A 20072-nucleotide genomic window follows, 5' to 3' on the forward strand; every position below is an offset into this window, starting at 1 on the left:
GCGTGATAGCGCTATACCGGTTGCCCGTACTGGTTTCGTCAAAACGCGCCGCCAGTCAATGCCGAAGCAATACCGGTGTAGAACATTTGCGTTGGAATGTTGCAAATCGGCGTCACTACTGGCGGTCGCCATCTCGTTGCGATAGCGTGCACACAAGAACGCAAGGGGGATCTGATGGAGAACACGCGACGGTCGTTGCTCGCCGGCTTGGGCGGCCTGGGCATGATACCATTCGTAGCGACTCGGGCCTCTGCCCGATCGGGTGCCGCGAAGGACGCTTCGGCGACCGGTGCCATGGTCCTGTCGACCTGGGACTTCGGCGCCGCCGCCAACGCGGTGGCCTTCGCGGAACTCGCCAAGGGCGGCTCCCTGATCGACGCGGTCGAAGCCGGCGCGATGGTGCCCGAGGCGGATCCGACCAACCACAGCGTCGGCTATTCCGGCTATCCCGACCGCGACGGCCACGTCACGCTCGACGCGGTCATCATGGACGATGTCGGCGGCGTCGGGGCCGTCGCCGCGCTGGAGAACACGGTGCATGCGATCTCCGTCGCGCGTCGCGTGATGGAGCGGACGCCGCATACCTTTCTCGTCGGCGAGGGCGCGACGCGGTTCGCGCGCGACCAGGGTTTCCCACAACAGTCGCTGCTCACCCCGGAATCGGAAAGGGCATGGCGCGACTGGCTGAAGACCGCGAAATACCAACCCGAAGCCAATAGCGAGAACCGCATCACGCGCACGCCCGGCGGCGCGCTGGATCATGACACGATCGGCCTGCTCGCGCGCACGGCCGACGGGCGGATGGCGGGTGCCTGCACGACCTCCGGCATGGCGTTCAAGATGCGCGGCCGGGTCGGCGATTCGCCGCAGGTCGGGTCGGGGCTGTACGTCGAGGCTGGTGTCGGCGGTGCCACCTCGACCGGACTGGGCGAGGAAGTGACCCGCGTCGCTGGCTCGGCACGCGTCGTCGCGTCGATGCGCGGCGGGTCGTCGCCGCAACAGGCGTGCGAAGAGGTCGTCCGGCATATCGCCAAGCTGCGCGGCGACGCGATCCGCGGCGTCCAGGTCGGCTTCCTCGCGCTCGACACGAAGGGCAATGTCGGCGCGTTCTGCCTGCTGCCGGGCTTTACCTATGCAGTCACCGACGTGCGCGGCAAGACGACGGTGCTGAAGGCGCGGTCGCTGTTCCAGGCGTGAGCGTCGCGGAAGACGTGGATCGTGGTAACCGAACGATGCTCGAGGTCTGCGTCGAGGACCTGCACGGTATCGACGCGGCGATTGCCGGCGGTGCGGACCGCATCGAACTGTGCGCGGCGCTCAGCGTCGGTGGGCTCACCCCGCCAGCGTCGCTGATCAGGGCCGCGGCGGCGGCGGCGGAGTCCTCCGGCGTACCCGTCCATCTCCTGGCCCGGCCACGTGAAGGCGGCTTCGTCTATACCCCGCGCGAGCAGGCGCTGATCGCGGACGACATTCGCACGGCAGCCGAAGCCGGATTGGCGGGAATCGTCATCGGTGCGCTCGACGCCGACCACCGGCTCGACCTGCCCGCGCTTGCCGCTTTGGTCGCACACACCAAGTCGTTGGGCGATGCTCGCGGACGCCCACTCTCGCTGACGCTGCACCGCGCCTTCGATCTGTGCCGCACCATGCCCGACGCGCTCGAGTCCGCCGTCACGCTCGGCTTCGACCGGATCCTGACCTCGGGCGGCGCCCCGAAGGCGATCGACGGGGTAGAAATGCTGGCGGCATTGCACCGACAAGCCGCCGGTCGCATCATCGTGCTCGCGGGAAGCGGGGTCTCGCCGGAGACCTTGCCCACGATCCTCGCGACCGGTGTCCGCGAAGTCCACGCCTCGTGTCGCGCGCCCATGACGACCGCCGCCGATGTAGCCGAACTACGCTTCGGCTTCGCCTCGCCGGGACGCGCAGCCACGAACCGGGACGCGGTAGAGCGACTGGCGAACATGGTGGCCGGACATCCGGCGCTTGAATAATACCAATCCATAACTTACTCAAACCGGTCTGGGTCGGGGGGCCTCTCGCTCCTCGCCGAACGCCAATCGAAGCGAGCCGCCATGCACGACGCCACCCCGCCTCCGCTAACACCCCCGCCGATTGTGGAAACGGCAACGCTGATGTTCCGCGAGGCTGCGGAATCGTCCGAGGCCGTCGCGCGGATGCTCGCGACCAACGCCGCGGCGTTCGCGGCGCTCGGTGCGCGTCTTCGTAGCGCCCCGCCCGCGGTTGTCGTGACCTGCGCGCGCGGTTCCTCGGATCACTCGGCGGTGTACGGCAAGTATCTGATCTGGACGAAGACCGGCATACCGGTCGCCGCCGCGGCGCCCTCGGTCGTGTCGATCTACGACGCACCGCTCGGCGCGCGGAACACGCTGTGCATCGCGGTGTCGCAGAGCGGTCGCAGCCCAGACCTGCTCGCCGCGGTCGCCGCGCAGAAGGCTGCCGGCGCGCATGTCGTCGCGTTCGTCAACGACGAGACCTCGCCGCTCGCAGAGACCGCCGACACGCTGATCCCGCTGTGCGCCGGACCGGAAAAGTCGGTTGCAGCGACCAAATCCTACATCTGCTCGCTCGCCGCCTTCGCCGCGCTGACCGCCGAATGGGCCGACGACGACGCATTGCGTAGCGCCGTTGCAGCCCTCCCCGCCGACCTCGCACGCGCCTGGGCACTCGACTGGTCGGCCGCCGTCACACCGCTGCGCACCGCGACCAATCTGTTCGTGATCGCGCGCGGCATGGGCTTTGGCATCGCTAACGAGGCGGCGCTGAAGATGAAGGAAACCTGCGCGCTGCATGCCGAATCGTTCAGCTCCGCCGAGGTCCGCCACGGTCCGATGCAGTTGGTCGAGGACGGCTTCCCGTTGCTGGCGCTCGCGACCTCCGACGCGGCCGGTGACGGCGTGCGCGATGCGGCGCGCGAGTTCGCCGAGCGTGGCTCAGGCGTGTTGCTCGCCGATGCCGGGCTCGACGGCAGCAGCGACGACGGCGTCCTGCCCGCGTTGAAAGCGCATCCGGCGATCGAGCCGATCCTGATGATCCAAAGCTTTTATCGCATGGTCAACGCCCTCTCGCTTGCTCGCGGGTTCAACCCCGACGCACCGTCGCATCTCAGCAAGGTGACGCGCACGTTATGACGATCTTCCGGTTTTCGAATGGCCATGTGGTCACCCCCGCGGGCGTCCTGAACGACGCGACGATCGTTGTCGAAGACGGTCGCATCGCCCGGATCGGCGACGCGGCCTCCGATCTAACCGCGGATCACGCGATCGATCTCGACGGCGGCTGGCTGATGCCGGGCTTCGTCGATACGCAGGTCAATGGCGGCGGCGGCGTGCTGTTCAACGATACGCCCACGGTCGAGGGCATCGCCGCGATCGGCGCAGCGCACCGGCCGTTCGGCACCACCGCGTTCCTGCCGACGCTGATCAGCGACACGCCCGACGTGATCGCCCTCGCGCTCGACGCAGTCGACGCGGCGATCCTCGCAGGCGTCCCCGGCGTGCTCGGCATCCATATCGAAGGGCCCGTGATCAGCCCGGCGCGCAAGGGCATCCACGACCCGACGCGCTTCCAGGATCTCGACGACGAGCTGCTCGCGCTGCTGACCCGCCCCCGTCTCGGCCGCGTCATGGTGACGCTCGCGCCCGAGCGCGTGACCGCGGCACAGATCGCGACGCTGACCGCGGCAGGCGTGCTCATCAGCATCGGCCATAGCGACGCGGATCACGCCACTGCGAGTGCCGGGATGGCCGCCGGGATCACCGGCGTGACGCACCTGTTCAACGCGATGTCGCCGCTGGTCCACCGCGCCCCGGGCGTGGTCGGCGCGGTGCTCGACGACCAGGCGGTGTATTGCGGGATCATCGTCGACGGCTTCCATGTCGACGACGCAGTGCTGCGGATCGCGTTGCGCGCACGGCCGCACGACCGGTTCATGCTGGTATCCGACGCGATGCCCTGCGTCGGGGCGGCGGAGAAGTCGTTCGTGCTGCAGGGCCGCGAGATCCATGTCGAGAATGGCCGCTGCGTCGGTGCCGACGGCACGCTGGCAGGCTCCGATCTCGACATGGCGGGCGCGGTCCGCAACACCGTCGACCGGCTCGGCGTCGCACCCGAGATCGCCGCGGCGATGGCAGCGACCTATCCGGCGGCGTTCCTGGGGCTGTCGCAGGAGCGCGGCACGTTGCAGGTCGGCCGCACCGCCGACTGGGTCGTGCTCACCCGCGACCTGCATCCGGTCGGCACGTGGATCGGCGGGGCAAGCGCGGCCTGACCGCCTCCACCCTGCTTTTGCGCCCTTCCCTTTTTGGGATCGAGCCCATCCCTTCTTGTATCGAGAACGCACCCATGGCCTCCATCCTCCTGACCGCGCCGATGCAGGGCTGGGCAACGCCGATCGACGAAGTGCCCGACGCGGTGTTCTCGGAGAAGATGCTGGGGGACGGCGTCGCGATCGATCCGACCGGCGACTGTCTCTATGCTCCCTGCGCCGGCACCGTGCTGACCCTCTTGCCGAGCGGCCATGCGATCACGCTCGCCACGCCCGAGGGCGCGGAGATCCTGATCCACATCGGCCTAGACACGGTGGCGCTCGGCGGACGCGGGTTCAGCCCGTGCGTCGCGGTCGGCGACACGGTCGAGCGCGGTGCACCGCTGATCCGCTTCGACCTAGACCTGCTGGTCCGCGAGGCCCGCGCGGTCGTCACGCCGATCGTGATCGTGAACCCTGACCGGTTCAGCATCGTCCACGCCGTCTCCAGCGAACTGGTCGCGGTCGGCGATCCGCTGATGACGCTCGAACCCAGCGATGCAGTCGCACGCCGCGAGACGAGCCAGGACGGCGCGGCGCACGCACGCACGGTCGTCGTGCCCCTCCCCCACGGTATCCACGCCCGCCCGGCCGCGCGCCTAGCCGCAACCGCCAAGCGCTTCGATGCGGACGTGACGCTCGCATGTGGCGACAAGACCGCCAACGTCCGCAGCCCGATCGCCCTGCTCGCCCTGGCAATCCGCCACGACGACACGATCATCGTGACCGCAGCAGGTGCCGATGCCGCCTCAGCACTCGCCGCGATCTGCGACCTGATCGAGAGCGGCATGGACGAGCCGGCCGAAGCCCCCGTCCGCGCGCCCACCGTCGCCCCCTCGCCAGCCCGCCCCGCAGTCGACGGCGCGCTGACCGGCGTCACCGCAGCGCCGGGGCTAGCAATCGGCCGCGCCCGCTGGTTCCGCCCCGCCGACATCGTCGTCCCCGAGCAGGGCGAAGGCATCGCCGTCGAGGAGGCTCGCTTCGATGCGGCCGTCACGACGCTGTCGACCCGTTTCGCGGACCGTGCCCGCACCGCAACCGGCCCCGAACGCGCGATCGTCGAGGCGCATGCGGCGATGCTCGACGACCCCATGCTACACGAGGCGACGCGCGGCGGCATCGCTCGCGGCGAGAGCGCCGGTCATGCGTGGCGCGCAGCGATCCGTCCGCAGGCCGACGCGTTGCGCACCAGCACCGACCCGCGGCTCGCCGAGCGCGCCGACGACATGCTCGATCTCGAACGACAGTTGCTCGCGCTGATCGCCGGCGTCGAGACAACGCCGCTGTCGTTCCCGCCCGACACGATCCTGCTCGCGGACGACCTGCTGCCGTCGCACGTCCTGTCGCTCGACCGCGCGAACATCGTCGGCTTTTGCGTCGAGCGCGGCGGTCCGACCTCGCACGTCGCGATCCTCGCCGCGACGATGGGCCTCCCCGCGCTGGTCGCGATCGGCGCGCCGTTGAACTCCGTCACCGATGAGACGCCCGTGATCCTCGACGCCAGCGAAGGCCTGTTGCGGATCGATCCGGACGCCGACACGCTCGTCGCCACGCAGGTCCGGATCGTCCAGGCACAGGTCCGCCGCACCGAAGCCCTCGCGCGGGCCGGCGAACCCTGCCTCATGGCCGACGGCACCCGGATCGAGGCGTTCGCCAACCTCGGCGCGCTCGGCGACGCGCATCTCGCGGTCGAGAACGGCGCAGAAGGCTCGGGCCTGTTGCGCACCGAATTCCTGTTCCTCGAACGCGACGCCGCACCGACGGTCGCCGAACAAAGCGCCGATTACCAGGCGATCGCCGACGCGCTCGACGGCCGCCCGCTGATCGTCCGCCTGCTCGACATCGGCGGCGACAAGCCCGCGCCGTATCTGCCGATGGCGCCGGAAGAGAACCCCGCACTGGGCCTGCGCGGCATTCGCGTCGGCCTCGCGCACCCGAGGCTCCTGGAGGATCAGGTCCGTGCGATCCTGTCGGTAAAGCCCGCCGGGCAATGCCGCATCATGGTGCCGATGATCGCGAGCCTCGACGAACTGCGCGCCGTCCGCACGGTGGTCGACCGCGTCGCTGCCGAAATCGGCCATGGCGACCGCGTGCCCGTAGGCGTGATGATCGAGACTCCCGCCGCCGCCGTTACTGCCGACCTGATCGCCGCGGAAGCCGATTTCCTGTCGGTCGGGACCAACGACCTCACGCAATACGCGCTGGCAATGGACCGCGGCAACGCGGCCGTCGCGAGCGGGATAGACGGGCTGCACCCCGCCGTCCTCCGGCTGATCGCGCAGACCTGCAAGGGTGGCGCGGTGCATGGCCGCTGGACCGGCGTGTGTGGCGGGCTCGCCTCCGACCCGCTTGCCGTCCCGATCCTGATCGGGCTCGGCGTCACCGAACTCTCGTCCGCACCCGCGCTGGTGCCCGAGATCAAGGCACTGGTCGCGACGCTGACGATGGAGGCGTGCCGCGCGCATGCCGCCGCCGCGCTGCAATGCGGGTCCGCCGCCGACGTCCGCTCGCTCGCCCGGGAGTTCACCGCATGAAATCGATCCTCGAAGCCCTCCAGCCGCTCGGCCGCGCGCTGATGCTGCCGATCGCGGTGCTGCCGATCGCAGGCCTGCTGCTCCGCCTCGGCCAGCCCGACCTGCTCGACATCGCCTTCATCAGCGCGGCGGGCGACGCGATCTTCTCGCACCTCGGCCTATTGTTCGCAATCGGCGTCGCCACCGGGTTCGCGCGCGATGGCAATGGTGCCGCGTGTCTCGCCGGCGTCGTCTGCTTCCTGGTCGCGACCGAAGCGGGCAAAGTCCTGATCACCGTCGCACCCGAAGTATCGGCAGGGCTCACCGGCGTCTCCGCCGACCTCGCGATCGCAGCGTGGAAGGCCAAAGCGATGGCGCGGCTCGACGTGCCGATCGGCATCCTGTCGGGGCTCGCAGGCGGGACACTCTACAATCGCTATTCGACGATCAAGCTGCCCGAATATCTCGCTTTCTTCGGTGGTCGACGGTTCGTGCCGATCGTCAGCGGCGTGGCGGGTCTCGTGCTCGCGGCGGTGTTCGGCTTCGGTTTCTCGCTGCTGAGCCAGGGCGTCGACCAGTTGAGCGTCGCGATCACCGGTAGCGGTGCGATCGGCGTGTTCGTGTTCGGGTTGCTCAACCGCCTGCTGCTCGTCACCGGGCTGCATCATTTGCTCAACAACATCGTCTGGTTCGTCGCGGGCGATTACCACGGCACCTCGGGCGATCTGCGCCGCTTCTTCGCAGGCGATCCATCGGCGGGAATCTTCATGGCCGGCTTCTTCCCGGTGATGATGTTCGGCCTGCCCGCCGCATGCCTCGCCATGTACCATTCCGCGAAGCCCGAGCGCCGGAAAGCGGTCGGCGGCATGCTGCTCAGCCTTGCGCTCACCTCGGCGCTGACCGGCGTCACCGAGCCGATCGAGTTCAGCTTCATGTTCCTCGCGCCCGTGCTCTACGCGGTGCACGCGGTGCTGACCGGCCTGTCGATGGCGCTGATGGATCTGCTCGGCGTCAAGATGGGCTTCGGCTTCTCGGCGGGGCTGCTCGATTACGTGCTGAACTTCGGCAAGGCGACGCGACCGCTCGTCCTGCTCCCGGTCGGCGCGCTGTATTTCGTGCTGTATTACGGGCTGTTCCGCTTCTTCATCCGCAAGTTCGACCTCGCGACGCCTGGGCGCGAAGCCGAGACGGTCGCGGCAGTAGCAACCCCCGCGGCAGGCGGGCGCGGTGCGGCGTTCGCGCAGGCGCTCGGCGGCGGGGCGAATTTGACGACGGTGAGCGCGTGCACGACGCGGTTGCGGCTGATCGTGGTCGACCAGTCCGCGGTCGACGATGCCGCGCTGAAGGCGCTCGGCGCACGCGGTATCCTGCGCCCGTCGAACTCCGCGCTTCAGGTCGTGCTCGGGCCGATTGCCGATGTCGTCTCGATGGAAATCCGCGACGCGCTGGCGTTGGGTGGTGATGTGGCGATCAAGCCTGCCGCGCCCGTGGTATCGGACTCGATCGCCCTGTCGTCCGAAATCGAGACCGCGCTCGGCGGGGCGACGAATGTCCTCTCCGCCAGCCGCCACACCGGGCGACTGCGCGTCCAGCTGAGCGATCTAGCCCTGGCGGACGACGCGGCACTGGTAAAGCTCGGTATCCGCGCGATCGCCCGCCCCGCACCCGGCCAGCTTCACGCGCTGGCGACCGACGCGGTCCTGACGACGCTGACCCGCTAGCCCACTGATCCTCCCCCGCCAGGGGGAGGTGGCTGGCACTTGCCAGACGGAGGGGGAGGTAAGGGAAACGCCTGTTGCGTGTCCTCCCCCTCCGTCGCCTCCAGCGCCACCTCCCCCTGGCGGGGGAGGATTCAGTTAATCGCGGCGTCAGCGCGCCAGCGGTTCCAGCGACACCGGGCCAAGTATGCCCGAACCCCCCTCCGCGGCGGCTTCCACCATCAGCACGATCTGGCGCACGCCGCCGCCCGCCGGCAACGCCGCCTCGAGCGGTCCAGCCTCCACCCCGGTCTTCGACGCAAGCCGCCGGCCATCCACCCACAGCTCGGCCTTGCCCGCGATCGCGGCGAAGCGGATCGTGCCGCCCTCCGCACCGATCCGCCGCCACGGCGTCACGCTTGCCCGGTAAAGCCGCCAACGGCCCTCCGCCGCAGCCTGGACCGGCGTACCGCTCCGCACGAACGCCCAGCTATTATTGTCGCCATCGATCGGCGCCAGCGCAGGATCGGGCCGCGGGGCGAACGCTGGCGAGCGACGCCACTCCCGGATCGCCTGCCCACCATAGGTCGCGGCCATTTGCGCGCGCGGTACGATCGCTGCCCGGTCGATCACCAGCCGCGCCGGCTTCAATCCCGGCGCGGTCGCGGTCATCACGATCCGCCCTCGGCCTGTTCCCGCCTGTACGATGACCTGCGCCAGCCCGTTGAACAACGACCGCGCATTGCCCTTCTCCGGTTCGTGGCTGTTCGGATCGCCATTACCGACACCGATGATCGCCGCGCCATCGACCGAGAACTGCGTCGGCAGGTTCGCGGTCGGTACGTGACGCCCGGCGGCATCGATCGCATCGATCGTCACCGGCTGCGTATCCTCGTCGTCGCCCGCCATCACGGTCCGTGCCGGGGTCAAGCGCAACGCAACCGGCTTGCCGACGGTCTCGTGCGCGGCTGTTGCGACGATCTTGCCGCCGCGCATCGCGACAACTTCGATCCGCCCCGGCGCGTAGGGCACGCTGAACTCGTTGCCCATGATCCGGTCGACCGCCTGCTCGCCGACCTTCCGCCCGTTGAGCCGCAACTCGACGCGCTCGGCATTGCTCATCACCAACACGACGACCGGCTGCCCCTCGCGTCCCGGCCAAGTCCAGTGCGGCGTCAAACTGACGACCGGAACGTCGTCCACCCAGTGCGCGCGGTGGATGTCGAACGCAGTCTTCGGGAACCCGCACAGATCGAGAATACCAAAGAAACTGGAGATCGTCGGCCATTCATGCGGCGTCGGCTCGCCGTGATAATCGAACCCGGTCCACACGAACCCACCCGCGACGAACGGCCGGTCGGCGATCTTCTTCCACGTCGCGCGGTGCGTATCGCCCCAGCTCGCCGCCTCGACGTCGTAGGACGACTGGACATGCGCGGCCGGATCGCTCGCGAACGCGCCGCGCGTTTCATACGCGCTGGTATCCTCCGAGCTCGTCATCGGCTTGGTCGGGTTGAGCTGGTGGAACCGGTCGTAATCGCCTTGGTAATAGTTGAAGCCGACCACGTCGAAAATGCTCGACACGTTGATCGGATCGAAGAACGCGCCGTTCATCGCGCCCGTCACCGGCCGGCTGTCGTCGAGCGCATGCGCCGCGTGCGCCATCCGCCGCAGCATCTCGACGCCCGCTTCGGTGCCCTGCATCGGCTCCTCGTTGAACACCGACCACAGGATGACGCTCGGGTGGTTGCGGTCGCGGCGAACCATCCATTCGAGCTGCGCCATGTAATCGGGCGCGGGATTGAACTGGCGGTTCTCGTCCATCACGACGAAGCCCATCGCGTCGCATAGGTCGAGCAGTTCGGCGGCCGGCGCGTTATGCGAACAGCGGATCGCATTGCAGCCCATCGCCTTCAGCCGCTCCAGCCGCCAGCGCAGCAGCGCATCGGGGATCGCGGTCCCGACCCCGGCGTGATCCTGGTGCAGGCATACGCCCTTCAGCTTCACCGACTTGTCGTTGAGCAGGAAGCCGCGGTCCGCATCGAACCGGATCGTGCGGAAGCCGACCGGGATACGCCGCTCGTCGACGATCGCCCCGTCGCGCAGGACGTGCGTCACGACGGTATAGAGCGTCGGCGACTCGATCGACCAGATGCGCGGTGCAGGCACGGCCAGCGTCATCGTCGCAGTCGCGCGCTCCAACGGCAGGACCGTCGCGGTCACCTGCGCCCCCGCCACGCGCTTGCCCTCGGGATCCACCAGCGCGACATCCACCGTCACGCCGACCGACGCGCGATCGATGCTGCCGAGCTTCACTTCGACCGGCACGCTCCACGCGCCATTCACGGCGCGCCTCGGATCGCAGTGCACGCCGTCGGTCACGATCGCCACCGGCGCACGGCGGATCAGCCACGCATGGCGATAGATCCCCGCGCCTTCGTACCACCAGCCCTCCATCGCCTGCGCATCGACGCGCACGGCGATGACGTTCAAGTCGTCGCCGAACCGCGCGAACGGCGTCAGGTCGATCTCGACGCTGTTATACGCCGACCAGTTGTGTGCGACGACGCTGCCGTTGACCCAGACCGTCGCGTTGGTCGCGATCCCGTCGAACTGCAGCCCGATCGTCTTGCCGCGGTCCGCCGGATCGAGCCGCAGCGTCCGCCGGTACCAACCGATCCCCCGCGCGCGAAAGCCCTGCGACACGCTTGCGGTCTTCACGAACGGCTGCGCGGAGGCCCAGTCATGCGGCAAGCGGACCGACTGCCAGTCGGAATCGTCATACGCCATCGCCGCAGCGCCGAGTGCGTTACCCGCCTTCACGCTCAGATACGTCGCGTTGTGGCCTTCGGGCGGTGGCGCGATCACGTCGCCCTCGTGGAACAGCCAGCCGCGCTCGATCAGCGTCCGCGACGGATCCTGCACCAGCGCGCGCGACGGCAAGGTCCGCGTCGGCTGCGGCATCGGCAGCGCGCCGGCCGAACCCTGCGCCTTGACGCTGGCAGCAAACCCGGCCTCGATCGGCCCCACGACCAGAGAAGCACCGGCGCCCGCCGTGCCAACAAGAAGCTCACGTCGGTTCATCGGTACTCTCGGTATTAAAGGTCAGATATCGGCAAGTTCGGCGACGAAGTCGTACGCATCGCCACGGTAATAGGAGCGCGTGAACTCCGCGGCCCGGCCATCGCGCAGGAAGCCGCGGCGCTCGATCAACAGCCCGGCATGGCCCGCGTCGACGCCCAACATCCGCGCATGCTCGCCCCCGAACGGCACCGCGCGCAGGCGTTGCAGCGCGCGTACCGGCCGGCTCCCGGCGTTCTCGAGCGCGCTGTAGAGCGAGTCGTCGACCACCTCGACCGACGGCAGGCAATATCCCGCAATCGTCGAGAATTCGAGCGCCATCGCCTCTTCGTCGGCATAGCGTATGCGGTTGAAACGGAACACCGCCGCCCCCGGCGACAACCCCAGCGCCATCGCTTCCTCCGGGTTCACCTGCCCCGCCGAGCGCGAGATCCAGCTGCTGCTCGACGTCCGCCCGCGTGCCGCCATGTCCTCGCTGAACGACGACAGCTTCGAGAAGCTCTTCTCGACGCGCCCGGCGACGAACGTCCCCGCGCCGCGCCTGCGCGTGAGCAGCCCCTCCTCGACCAGTCCGCCGATCGCTTTCCGCACGGTGATCCGCGATACGTCGTACTCGATCGCGAGATCGCGCTCAGCCGGGATCGCATTGCCTTGTACCAACAGCTTCTCGCCGATCGCGTTGCGGATCAGTTCCTGCAACTGGAGGTAGAGCGGCGATGGATTTCCCTTGCGAAAGCGTCCGATGTCATCGGAAAACGCCATGTATTCCCCCTCCGACCGGCAGCTCAAAGCGAGCCTTGCCGCGTCCCTTATGGTAGCGTAGCCAAGGACCGCGTGGTGGGCAACCAGACTAAATCCATGGGCCATATTGGTATGTCCCCTGACCGCCCCACGTCCGATCTCTTATCAGAGCAGGACAAGCTTGCTGTCAAATGACGGGGTTGTGTCTGGACTTATATTGGTTACATTCCTCGACCAGCGGCCGTCAGGAGCCGATACAGGGAGCAGTCGACATGCGTGCAACCGCGAACCGAAATGCCGGGCGCTGGCTGACGGCAACGGCGCTGCTTCCCGCCGCTCTCTGCGCGATCCCGGCCCAGGCGCAGGACCGCCTGCCACTGGTACCGCAACCTTCGGCAATCACGCGTACCGCCGGCAGCTTCACGATCGACAACGGTGCAATGGTTGCGGCTGATCCATCCGACGCGGGTGCCGCCGCAGCCGCGCGCCTGCTTATCGCGCATGTGAAGACCGAGCGCGGGCTCGCTCTCCAGACGTCGCAGAACGGCACGATCCGCTTCGTCCGCGATGCCGCGATCAAGGGCGCTGAGGCATACCGGCTGGTCGTCGATGCTTCGGGCGCGAAGATCACCGCGTCGGGCGACGCTGGCCTCCTGTACGGAGCGATGACGCTCGCCCAGCTCATCAGCCCCGATCGCGCGTTTGGCCAGTCCGTGCGCATCCCGGCGGTGACGATCGACGACGCCCCCCGCTTCGGCTGGCGCGGGCTGATGGTCGATACCGCGCGGCATTTCCAGTCGCTGCCCTCGATCTACGCGATCGTCGACCAGATGGCATCGGTGAAGCTCAACACGCTCCACCTCCATCTGTCGGACGACCAGGGCTGGCGCTTCGAGGTGAAGGCCTATCCCAAGCTCACCGAGATCGGCAGCATCCGCACCAGCCCCTCGACCGGCGAAGCGCCCGGCACGCGCGTCGGTGGTTTCTACACGCAGGACGAACTGCGCAAACTGGTCGCCTACGCCGCCGAACGCGGCATCGTGATCGTCCCCGAGATCGACCTGCCCGGCCACGCACAGGCACTCGTCGCGGCCTATCCAGACCTCGGCGTGATCGGCGACACGCCTGAGGTCAGCAACGCGTGGGGCGTCAACCCGTACCTCTTCAACCCCGGCCCCAAGGGCATCGCCTTCGTCAAGACGGTGCTCGACGAACTGATGGCGGTGTTCCCCGGCACCTATATCCACCTCGGCGGAGACGAGGCGGTCAAGGACCAGTGGGAGCGCAGCCCCGAGGTCCAGGCGCAGATGGCGAAGCTCGGCATCAAGGACGAGAACGGCCTGCAAAGCTGGATGATCGACCAGTTCGGCGAATATCTCGCGAGCAAGAAACGCCGCCTGATCGGCTGGGACGAGATCCTCGAGGGCGGCCTGCCCGCATCCGCTTCGGTGATGTCGTGGCGTGGCGAGAAGGGCGCGGTCGATGCCGCCAACCAGAATCACGACGTCGTGCTGTCGCCCGCACCGACGCTGTATTTCGACAATCTGCAAAGCGATCGCCGCGACGAACCACCCGGCCGGCTCGCGATCCAGTCGCTCGCGACGGTCTATAACTACGAGCCGATGCCGGCGGGCATCTCGGCGGACAAGGCGCAGCACGTGCTCGGCGCGCAGGCCAATCTGTGGAGCGAGTACATCGTCACCCCGTATCAGATGCAGCACCTGATCTTCCCGCGCGCCGCTGCGCTCGCGGAGATCACCTGGTCGGGCAAGGACAAGCGCGACTTCGCCGGCTTCCTCGGCCGGGTCCAGCCGCAGATTCGACGCTGGCGGAAGTCGGGGCTGGAGGTCGCGGACAGTGCGTTCGCGGTCGGCTACACGCTCGACGGCACGCGCGGCGACGCGCTCCGCACCAACCGCGCGAAAGTCGTGCTCGCCACGCAGGCGCCGTACGGCACGATCCGCTACACGCTCGACGGCAAGGTGCCGACCGCACGCTCGCCCGCCTACACCGCGCCGCTTTCGGTTAAGCCCGGCGTGTCGATCCGCGCTGCCGCGTTCGATGCGAGCGGACAGCCAACAGCCGAACCCCGGCTGTTCGAGACCGGGCGACAGGCGCTGCTGACCCGCACGGCGTCCGACATGATCGCCTGCCCTGCCGGTTCGCTCATCCTCCGCCTACCGCTGACCTCCGAGGCACAGACCAACGCGCCGGTGTTCAACGCCGACATCTTCGACACCTGCACCGCCTACCCCGCCGCGCCGATGGATGTCGCCAAGGGGTTCACGATCGATATCGCCCGCCTGCCGCGCAACTGGGGCCTAGCGCACGACGTCACCAAGGTCCGCCAGCATTACAACGTGACGCCGCACGGCGAGCTGATGGTGCTGGTCGGCTGCACCGTGAAGGGCGCGAAACCGGTGATCGCCGGCACCTTCCCGCTGCCCGATCCGAGGACCGCGCCGACCCGCTTCAGCGTGAAGGGGAAATTGCCGACGATCACCGGGGACCGCGACATCTGCCTCCAATTTACCGCCCCCACGTCCGACCCGTTCTACGCGGTCGAGCGCATGACCCTGTCGGAGACACGCTGATGCGTCGCTGGTTCGTCCTTCCCCTGATCGCGCTCGCCGCGCCCGCGTTCGCCTCGCCCAAGACCGTCGTGCCGCTCGACGGTGCATGGCAGGTGCGGATCGACCCCACTGACACCGCCGCGATCGCCGCGCACAAGCGTGAGGCAAAGTGGCTGCCCGCGGCCGTCCCCGGATCGGTGCAGCAGGACCTGATCGCGGCGCACCGCGTGCCCGATCCGTTCAAGGGCACCAACGAGGCGGCGATCCAGTGGGCCGGGCTGACCAAATGGCAGTTCCGCCGCGTGTTCGACGTCACCCCGGCGATGATACAGCGCAATCACCTCGACCTCGTGTTCGACGGGCTCGACACGTTCGCGACGGTCAGCGTCAACGGCACGGTGCTGCTGACCACCGACAACGCGCACCGGCGCTGGCGCGTGGATGCGCAGCCGGTGCTGAAGGTCGGCCGCAACGAGGTGCTGGTGACGATCGCATCGCCGATCCGCACGCTCCAGCCGATGGTACTCGCCGAGAAGAACCCGCTGCCCGGCGAATATGACAGCGCGTTCGGCGACGAACCGAAGGGCAAGCAGACCTCGCCCTACATTCGCAAACCCAAATACAATTACGGCTGGGACTGGGGTCCCCGCATCGTCAACACCGGCATCTGGCGGCCGGTCCGGCTGGAGGTCTGGGACGACGCGCGGATCGAAACGCTCCGCGTCGACCAGGAAGCACTGACGCCGACCGAAGCGCGGCTGTCCGCCAAGCTCGATATCGCCGTCGAGACGCCCGGCGTCGCGACGATCCGCGCCGCGGTTACGGGGCCGGATGGCAAGACGGTCTCGGTCGACCGGACGGTGACGCTCGTCAAAGGCAACAACGCGGTCTCGATCCCGCTGGCGATCGCCGATCCGAAACGCTGGCAGCCGGTCGGCTACGGCGCGCAGCCGCTCTACACCGTCACCGCCTCGCTGGGCGGCGCGGAGCCGACGCCCGAGGACAGCGTGACGAAGCGGATCGGCCTGCGCACGGTCGAGCTGATCCGGAAGGACGGCAGCTTCGGGTTCAAGGTCAACGGCACGCCGATCTTCGCCAAGGGCGCGAACGTCATCCCGTTCGACAGTTTCCCGTCGCGCGTCACGCCCGCCTATATGGAGACCATCCTGAAGGGCGCGCGCGACGCCAACATGAACATGGTCCGCATCTGGGGCGGCGGGACCTACCTCGACGACGCGTTCTACGACATCGCCGACCGGATGGGCCTGATGGTGTGGCAGGACTTCATGTTCGGCGGCAGCGTCACGCCGCCCGACGCCGCCTTCCGCGAGAACGTCCGGATCGAGGCCGAGGAACAGGTCGCGCGGATCGGATCGCACCCTTCCGTCGTGCTGTGGGCCGGCGGCAACGAGGTGCTGTCGGGCTGGGAAAACTGGTCCGACCGGAAAGCGTTCAAGAAGGCGGTCGGCGCCGACGAGCAGGAGCGCATCGGCGCCGGCATGGCCGTGCTGTTCGACCGCGTGCTGCGCGAAGCCGTCACGCGCAACGCCCCCGGCACGCCTTATTGGCCGGGCTCGCCCTCGACCAATTACGAGTTGCCGGTCGACACCGACAAGGACGGCGACCGTCATTTCTGGGACGTCTGGTCGGGCTCCAAGCCGGTCGAGAACTATCTCGACAGCTGCCCACGCTTCATGTCCGAATACGGCTTCCAGGCGATGCCCGACCTGTCGACGATCCGCGAATTCGCCGGCAAGGGTACGCTCACCGCGGACAGCCCGGTGATGAAGGCGCACCAGAAGTTCCTCGCCGGCGAAGGCAATGAGCGGCTGATGATGTACCTGCGCGATCGGTTGCGCCCCGCGCGCGATTTCGCCGATCTCGTCTACCTGACGCAGGTCAACCAGGCCGAGGCGATCCGCATCGCCGCCTCGCATCACCGCGCCTGCCGCCCGGTGACGATGGGCTCGCTCTACTGGCAGCTCAACGACGTCTGGCCCTCGATCAGCTGGGCGAGCATCGATCATGCCGGCCGGTGGAAGCTGCTCAACTACGCCGCCCGGCGGTTCTTCGCGCCGCAAGCGATCGTCGCCGAGCGGAAAGATGGCGCGACGCGCATCTCGCTGATCTCCGACGCGACGACGCTGGTCGACTCCCGCTGGCGGGTGCGGACGATGACGATGGACGGCAAGGTGTTGAAGGACACCACCGCCGCGCTGATGCTCGAGCCGCTCTCGTCGAGGCTGGTCGCGACGCTGTCCGACGATGCGCTGTTCGGGACCGCCGCGCCGACCGCCAGCTACGCGGTCGCCGATCTGCAACTCGACAACGGCGGCACGAGCCGTGCGATCATCGAACGCGCGCTCCCGAAGGACATGGCGTACCCCGACCCCGGCCTCAGCGTTCGCTGGACCGGCACCGACGTCAAGATCACCGCGACCAACCTGGCCCGCGCCGTCATGCTCGATTTCGGCGCAGTCGCGGCCCAGCCGTCCGACGACGGCTTCGACCTGCTGCCGGGCGAGAGCGTCACCATCCATGTCGTCTCCGACGCCTCCGCCACCACCTTGCGAAAAGCGCTTATCCTGAGGACCCTCGCCCGATGATCTGGCTCCTGCTCGCGTCCGCCGACCCGGTGGCGACCGCCGTCGCGCAAATGTCGCTCGAACAGAAAGCGGCGCAGTTGCAGAGCACCGTGCCCGCCGATCCGAAGGCCAACCTGCCCGCGTACGACTGGTGGAACGAGGGTCTCCACGGCCTCGCGCGCAACGGCCACGCCACCGTCTTCCCGCAGGCGATCGGCATGGCCGCGACCTGGGATACCGTGCTGGTCGCGAAGATCGGCGACGTCGTCGCGACCGAAGCGCGTGCGCGCTTCAACGCGCAGGACGTCGGCGCCAACCGCAAGATCTACGAGGGGCTGACGATCTGGTCGCCCAACATCAATATCTTCCGCGATCCACGCTGGGGCCGCGGCCAGGAAACCTACGGCGAGGACCCGTATCTGACCGGTCGCCTCGGCGTCGCGTTCATCGGTGGGTTGCAGGGCCCCGACCCGCTCCACCCCAAGGTCATCGCCACCCCCAAGCATTTCGCGGTGCACAGCGGCCCCGAAGCCGGACGCGACAGCTTCGACGTCGATCCCAGCCCCTATGATTTGGAGGCGACCTACTTCCCCGCGTTCCGGCTCGCCGTCACCGAGGGCAAGGCGCAATCGCTGATGTGCGCGTACAACTCGATCCACGGCGTCCCCGCCTGCGCATCGTCGGCGTTGATGGTCGACCGGCTGCGGCGCGACTGGGGGTTCAAGGGCTTCACCGTGTCGGACTGCGACGCCGTGTCGAACATCAGCCTCTACCACCACTACCGCCTCGACGCCGCGGGCGCCGCCGCCGCCGCGATCAAGAGCGGCACCGACGTGAATTGCGGCAGCGCCTATGCCGCCCTCCCCGCCGCGGTCCGCCAGGGCCTCGTCACCGAAGCCGAAGTCGATACCGCGCTGATCCGCTCGCTCGAAGCCCGCCGCGCGCTCGGCACCGTATTCGGCGCCGCCAATCCGTGGCGCAGCATCGGCACCGACCAGGTCGATACCCCCGCGCACCGCGCTCTCGCACTCGACGCGGCGCGGAAATCGATCGTCCTGCTCAAGAACGATGCGAACCGCCTGCCGCTGAAGCCCGGCAGCCGGATCGCGGTAATCGGCGCGGACGCCGACGATCTCGGCGTGCTGCAAGGCAATTACCACGGCACCGCGGTCGCCCCCGTCACCCCGCTGGAGGGCATCCGCAAGCAGTTCGGCGCCGCCAACGTCCGATACGCGCAAGGCTCGTCGCTAGCCGACGGCGCGGCCGTGCCGGTCCCCGAGACCGTCTTCGCCGGCGGCCTGAAGACCGAGTATTTCGCCGCGCAGGCCGGCGTCGGCGCACCGACCCTGACGCGCACCGATCGCCACATCGACATCGACCACAACCGCACGAGCCCCGCCCCAGGTCTCGCCAAGACGTTCGGCGTGCGCTGGACCGGGACCTTCACGCCCCCCGCCGCCGGCACTTATCCGCTGGTCGTCGACGTCCCCGCCTGCTGGAAGGATTGCTCGACGCACGACGCAGTCCGGCTCTGGATCGGCGACCGTCAGCTTTCCGTTGGTGAGGTCAAGAAAGGCCGCGTCGAGGTCACGCTCACCAGCGACGGCAAGCCCGTCGCGTTCCGCCTCGAACTCGATCACCGCAGCGACGACGAAGGCGTCCGCCTGCTCTGGAGCCCCCCCGCACAGCCGCTGCTCGACCAGGCCGTCGCCACCGCCCGCGATGCCGACGTGATCGTCGCCGTGATGGGCCTCTCGCCCGATCTCGAAGGCGAAGCGCTCTCGGTCAGCGTCCCCGGCTTCGTCGGCGGCGACCGCACCGACATCGGCCTGCCTCCAGCGCAGGTCCGCCTGCTCGAAGCACTGAAGGCCACCGGCAAGCCCATCGTCCTGGTCCTCACCAGCGGCAGCGCGGTCGCGGTCGATCCGGCATCGGCCGACGCGATCCTCGCCGCCTGGTATCCCGGCCAGGCCGGCGGCACCGCGATCGCCGAGACGCTGGCGGGGCTCAACAACCCGTCGGGCCGCCTCCCCGTCACCTTCTACAAGACCACCGGCGACCTGCCCGCGTTCACCGACTACACGATGAAGGAGCGCACCTATCGCTACTTCACCGGCACGCCGCTTTGGGGTTTCGGCCACGGCCTGAGCTACACCAACTTCGCCTACGCCGCGACGAAGCCCGCGCTTAGCGTCGCCGCCGGGCAGCCGCTCACGGTCACCGCCAGGCTTTCCAACGCAGGCAACCGCGCCGGCGAAGAAGTCGTGCAGGCCTACCTCGTAGCGCCCGTCGCCAAGGCCGGCGGATCGACGACCCCCGTCCTCCAGCGCCAGCTCGTCGGCTTCGGCCGCGTCGCGCTCAAGCCCGGCCAGTCGCGCACCGTACCGATCACGATCGATCCCCGCTCGATGAGCAGCGTCGCACGCGACGGCACGCGGACGATCGTCCCCGGCGCCTACCGTCTCTATATCGGCGGCGGCCAGCCCGGCGACGGCGCGGGCCAATGGAGCGACCTGACGATCACCGGCACGACGGTGGAGTTGCCCAAGTGAGCG

Annotated in this window: 11 protein-coding genes; 9 read left to right on the forward strand and 2 right to left on the reverse strand. The window is 68.6% G+C overall.

All coding sequences use genetic code 11. The annotated features are described in order from the left end of the window. Positions 1 to 174: 174 nt before the first annotated feature. The 6 genes from C8J39_RS02440 to nagE all read left to right on the forward strand — a co-directional run bounded on the left by C8J39_RS02440 (position 175) and on the right by nagE (position 8561). Positions 175 to 1197 carry a N(4)-(beta-N-acetylglucosaminyl)-L-asparaginase gene (locus C8J39_RS02440; RefSeq protein WP_120299154.1) on the forward strand — a complete coding sequence of 341 codons (1023 nt, stop codon included), beginning with the start codon at positions 175 to 177 and terminating at the stop codon, positions 1195 to 1197. Further along, positions 1194 to 1994: a copper homeostasis protein CutC gene (locus C8J39_RS02445; protein ID WP_259457490.1), complete on the forward strand. Its 801-nt coding sequence runs from the start codon at positions 1194 to 1196 to the stop codon at positions 1992 to 1994. The genes C8J39_RS02440 and C8J39_RS02445 overlap by 4 nt, the downstream gene beginning before the upstream one ends. 141 nt (positions 1995 to 2135) lie before the next feature. Further along, positions 2136 to 3152: an SIS domain-containing protein gene (locus C8J39_RS02450; RefSeq protein ID WP_243649695.1), complete on the forward strand. Its 1017-nt coding sequence runs from the start codon at positions 2136 to 2138 to the stop codon at positions 3150 to 3152. Then, entirely contained in the window at positions 3149 to 4291 is a 1143-nt protein-coding gene (nagA, locus tag C8J39_RS02455) for an N-acetylglucosamine-6-phosphate deacetylase (RefSeq protein ID WP_120299157.1), read from the forward strand. Before C8J39_RS02450 ends, nagA begins: the two co-directional genes overlap by 4 nt. Positions 4292 to 4365: 74 nt before the next feature. Beyond that, the gene (gene ptsP / locus C8J39_RS02460; RefSeq protein ID WP_120299158.1) at positions 4366 to 6861 is read left to right on the forward strand and encodes a phosphoenolpyruvate--protein phosphotransferase; all 2496 of its coding nucleotides are present in this window, start codon (positions 4366 to 4368) and stop codon (positions 6859 to 6861) included. Further along, a complete protein-coding gene (gene nagE, locus C8J39_RS02465) occupies positions 6858 to 8561 on the forward strand; it encodes an N-acetylglucosamine-specific PTS transporter subunit IIBC (protein ID WP_120299159.1) in 1704 nt (567 codons plus the stop codon). Before ptsP ends, nagE begins: the two co-directional genes overlap by 4 nt. 147 nt (positions 8562 to 8708) lie before the next feature. Here the strand turns inward: nagE and galA are convergent, their stop codons facing one another. Next, complete coding sequence (galA, locus tag C8J39_RS02470) at positions 8709 to 11621, reverse strand: beta-galactosidase GalA (RefSeq protein WP_120299160.1); 2913 nt, start codon at positions 11619 to 11621, stop codon at positions 8709 to 8711. Positions 11622 to 11642: 21 nt separating this feature from the next. Continuing rightward, entirely contained in the window at positions 11643 to 12380 is a 738-nt protein-coding gene (locus C8J39_RS02475) for a GntR family transcriptional regulator (protein ID WP_120299161.1), read from the reverse strand. 251 nt (positions 12381 to 12631) lie between these two features. Between C8J39_RS02475 and C8J39_RS02480 the strand changes: the two genes are divergently transcribed. From C8J39_RS02480 to C8J39_RS02490, 3 genes are read left to right on the forward strand one after another with little or no spacing between them, the layout of a single operon-like run. After that, on the forward strand, positions 12632 to 14953 hold the full coding sequence (locus C8J39_RS02480) for a beta-N-acetylhexosaminidase (RefSeq protein WP_120299162.1): 2322 nt from the start codon (positions 12632 to 12634) through the stop codon (positions 14951 to 14953). After that, a complete protein-coding gene (locus C8J39_RS02485; RefSeq protein ID WP_120299163.1) occupies positions 14953 to 17538 on the forward strand; it encodes a glycosyl hydrolase 2 galactose-binding domain-containing protein in 2586 nt (861 codons plus the stop codon). Before C8J39_RS02480 ends, C8J39_RS02485 begins: the two co-directional genes overlap by 1 nt. Beyond that, on the forward strand, positions 17535 to 20069 hold the full coding sequence (locus tag C8J39_RS02490; protein ID WP_120299164.1) for a glycoside hydrolase family 3 C-terminal domain-containing protein: 2535 nt from the start codon (positions 17535 to 17537) through the stop codon (positions 20067 to 20069). Before C8J39_RS02485 ends, C8J39_RS02490 begins: the two co-directional genes overlap by 4 nt. Positions 20070 to 20072 lie beyond the last annotated feature (3 nt).

The sequence above is a fragment of the Sphingomonas sp. PP-CC-1A-547 genome, assembly GCF_003610375.1.
Lineage (GTDB): Bacteria > Pseudomonadota > Alphaproteobacteria > Sphingomonadales > Sphingomonadaceae > Sphingomonas.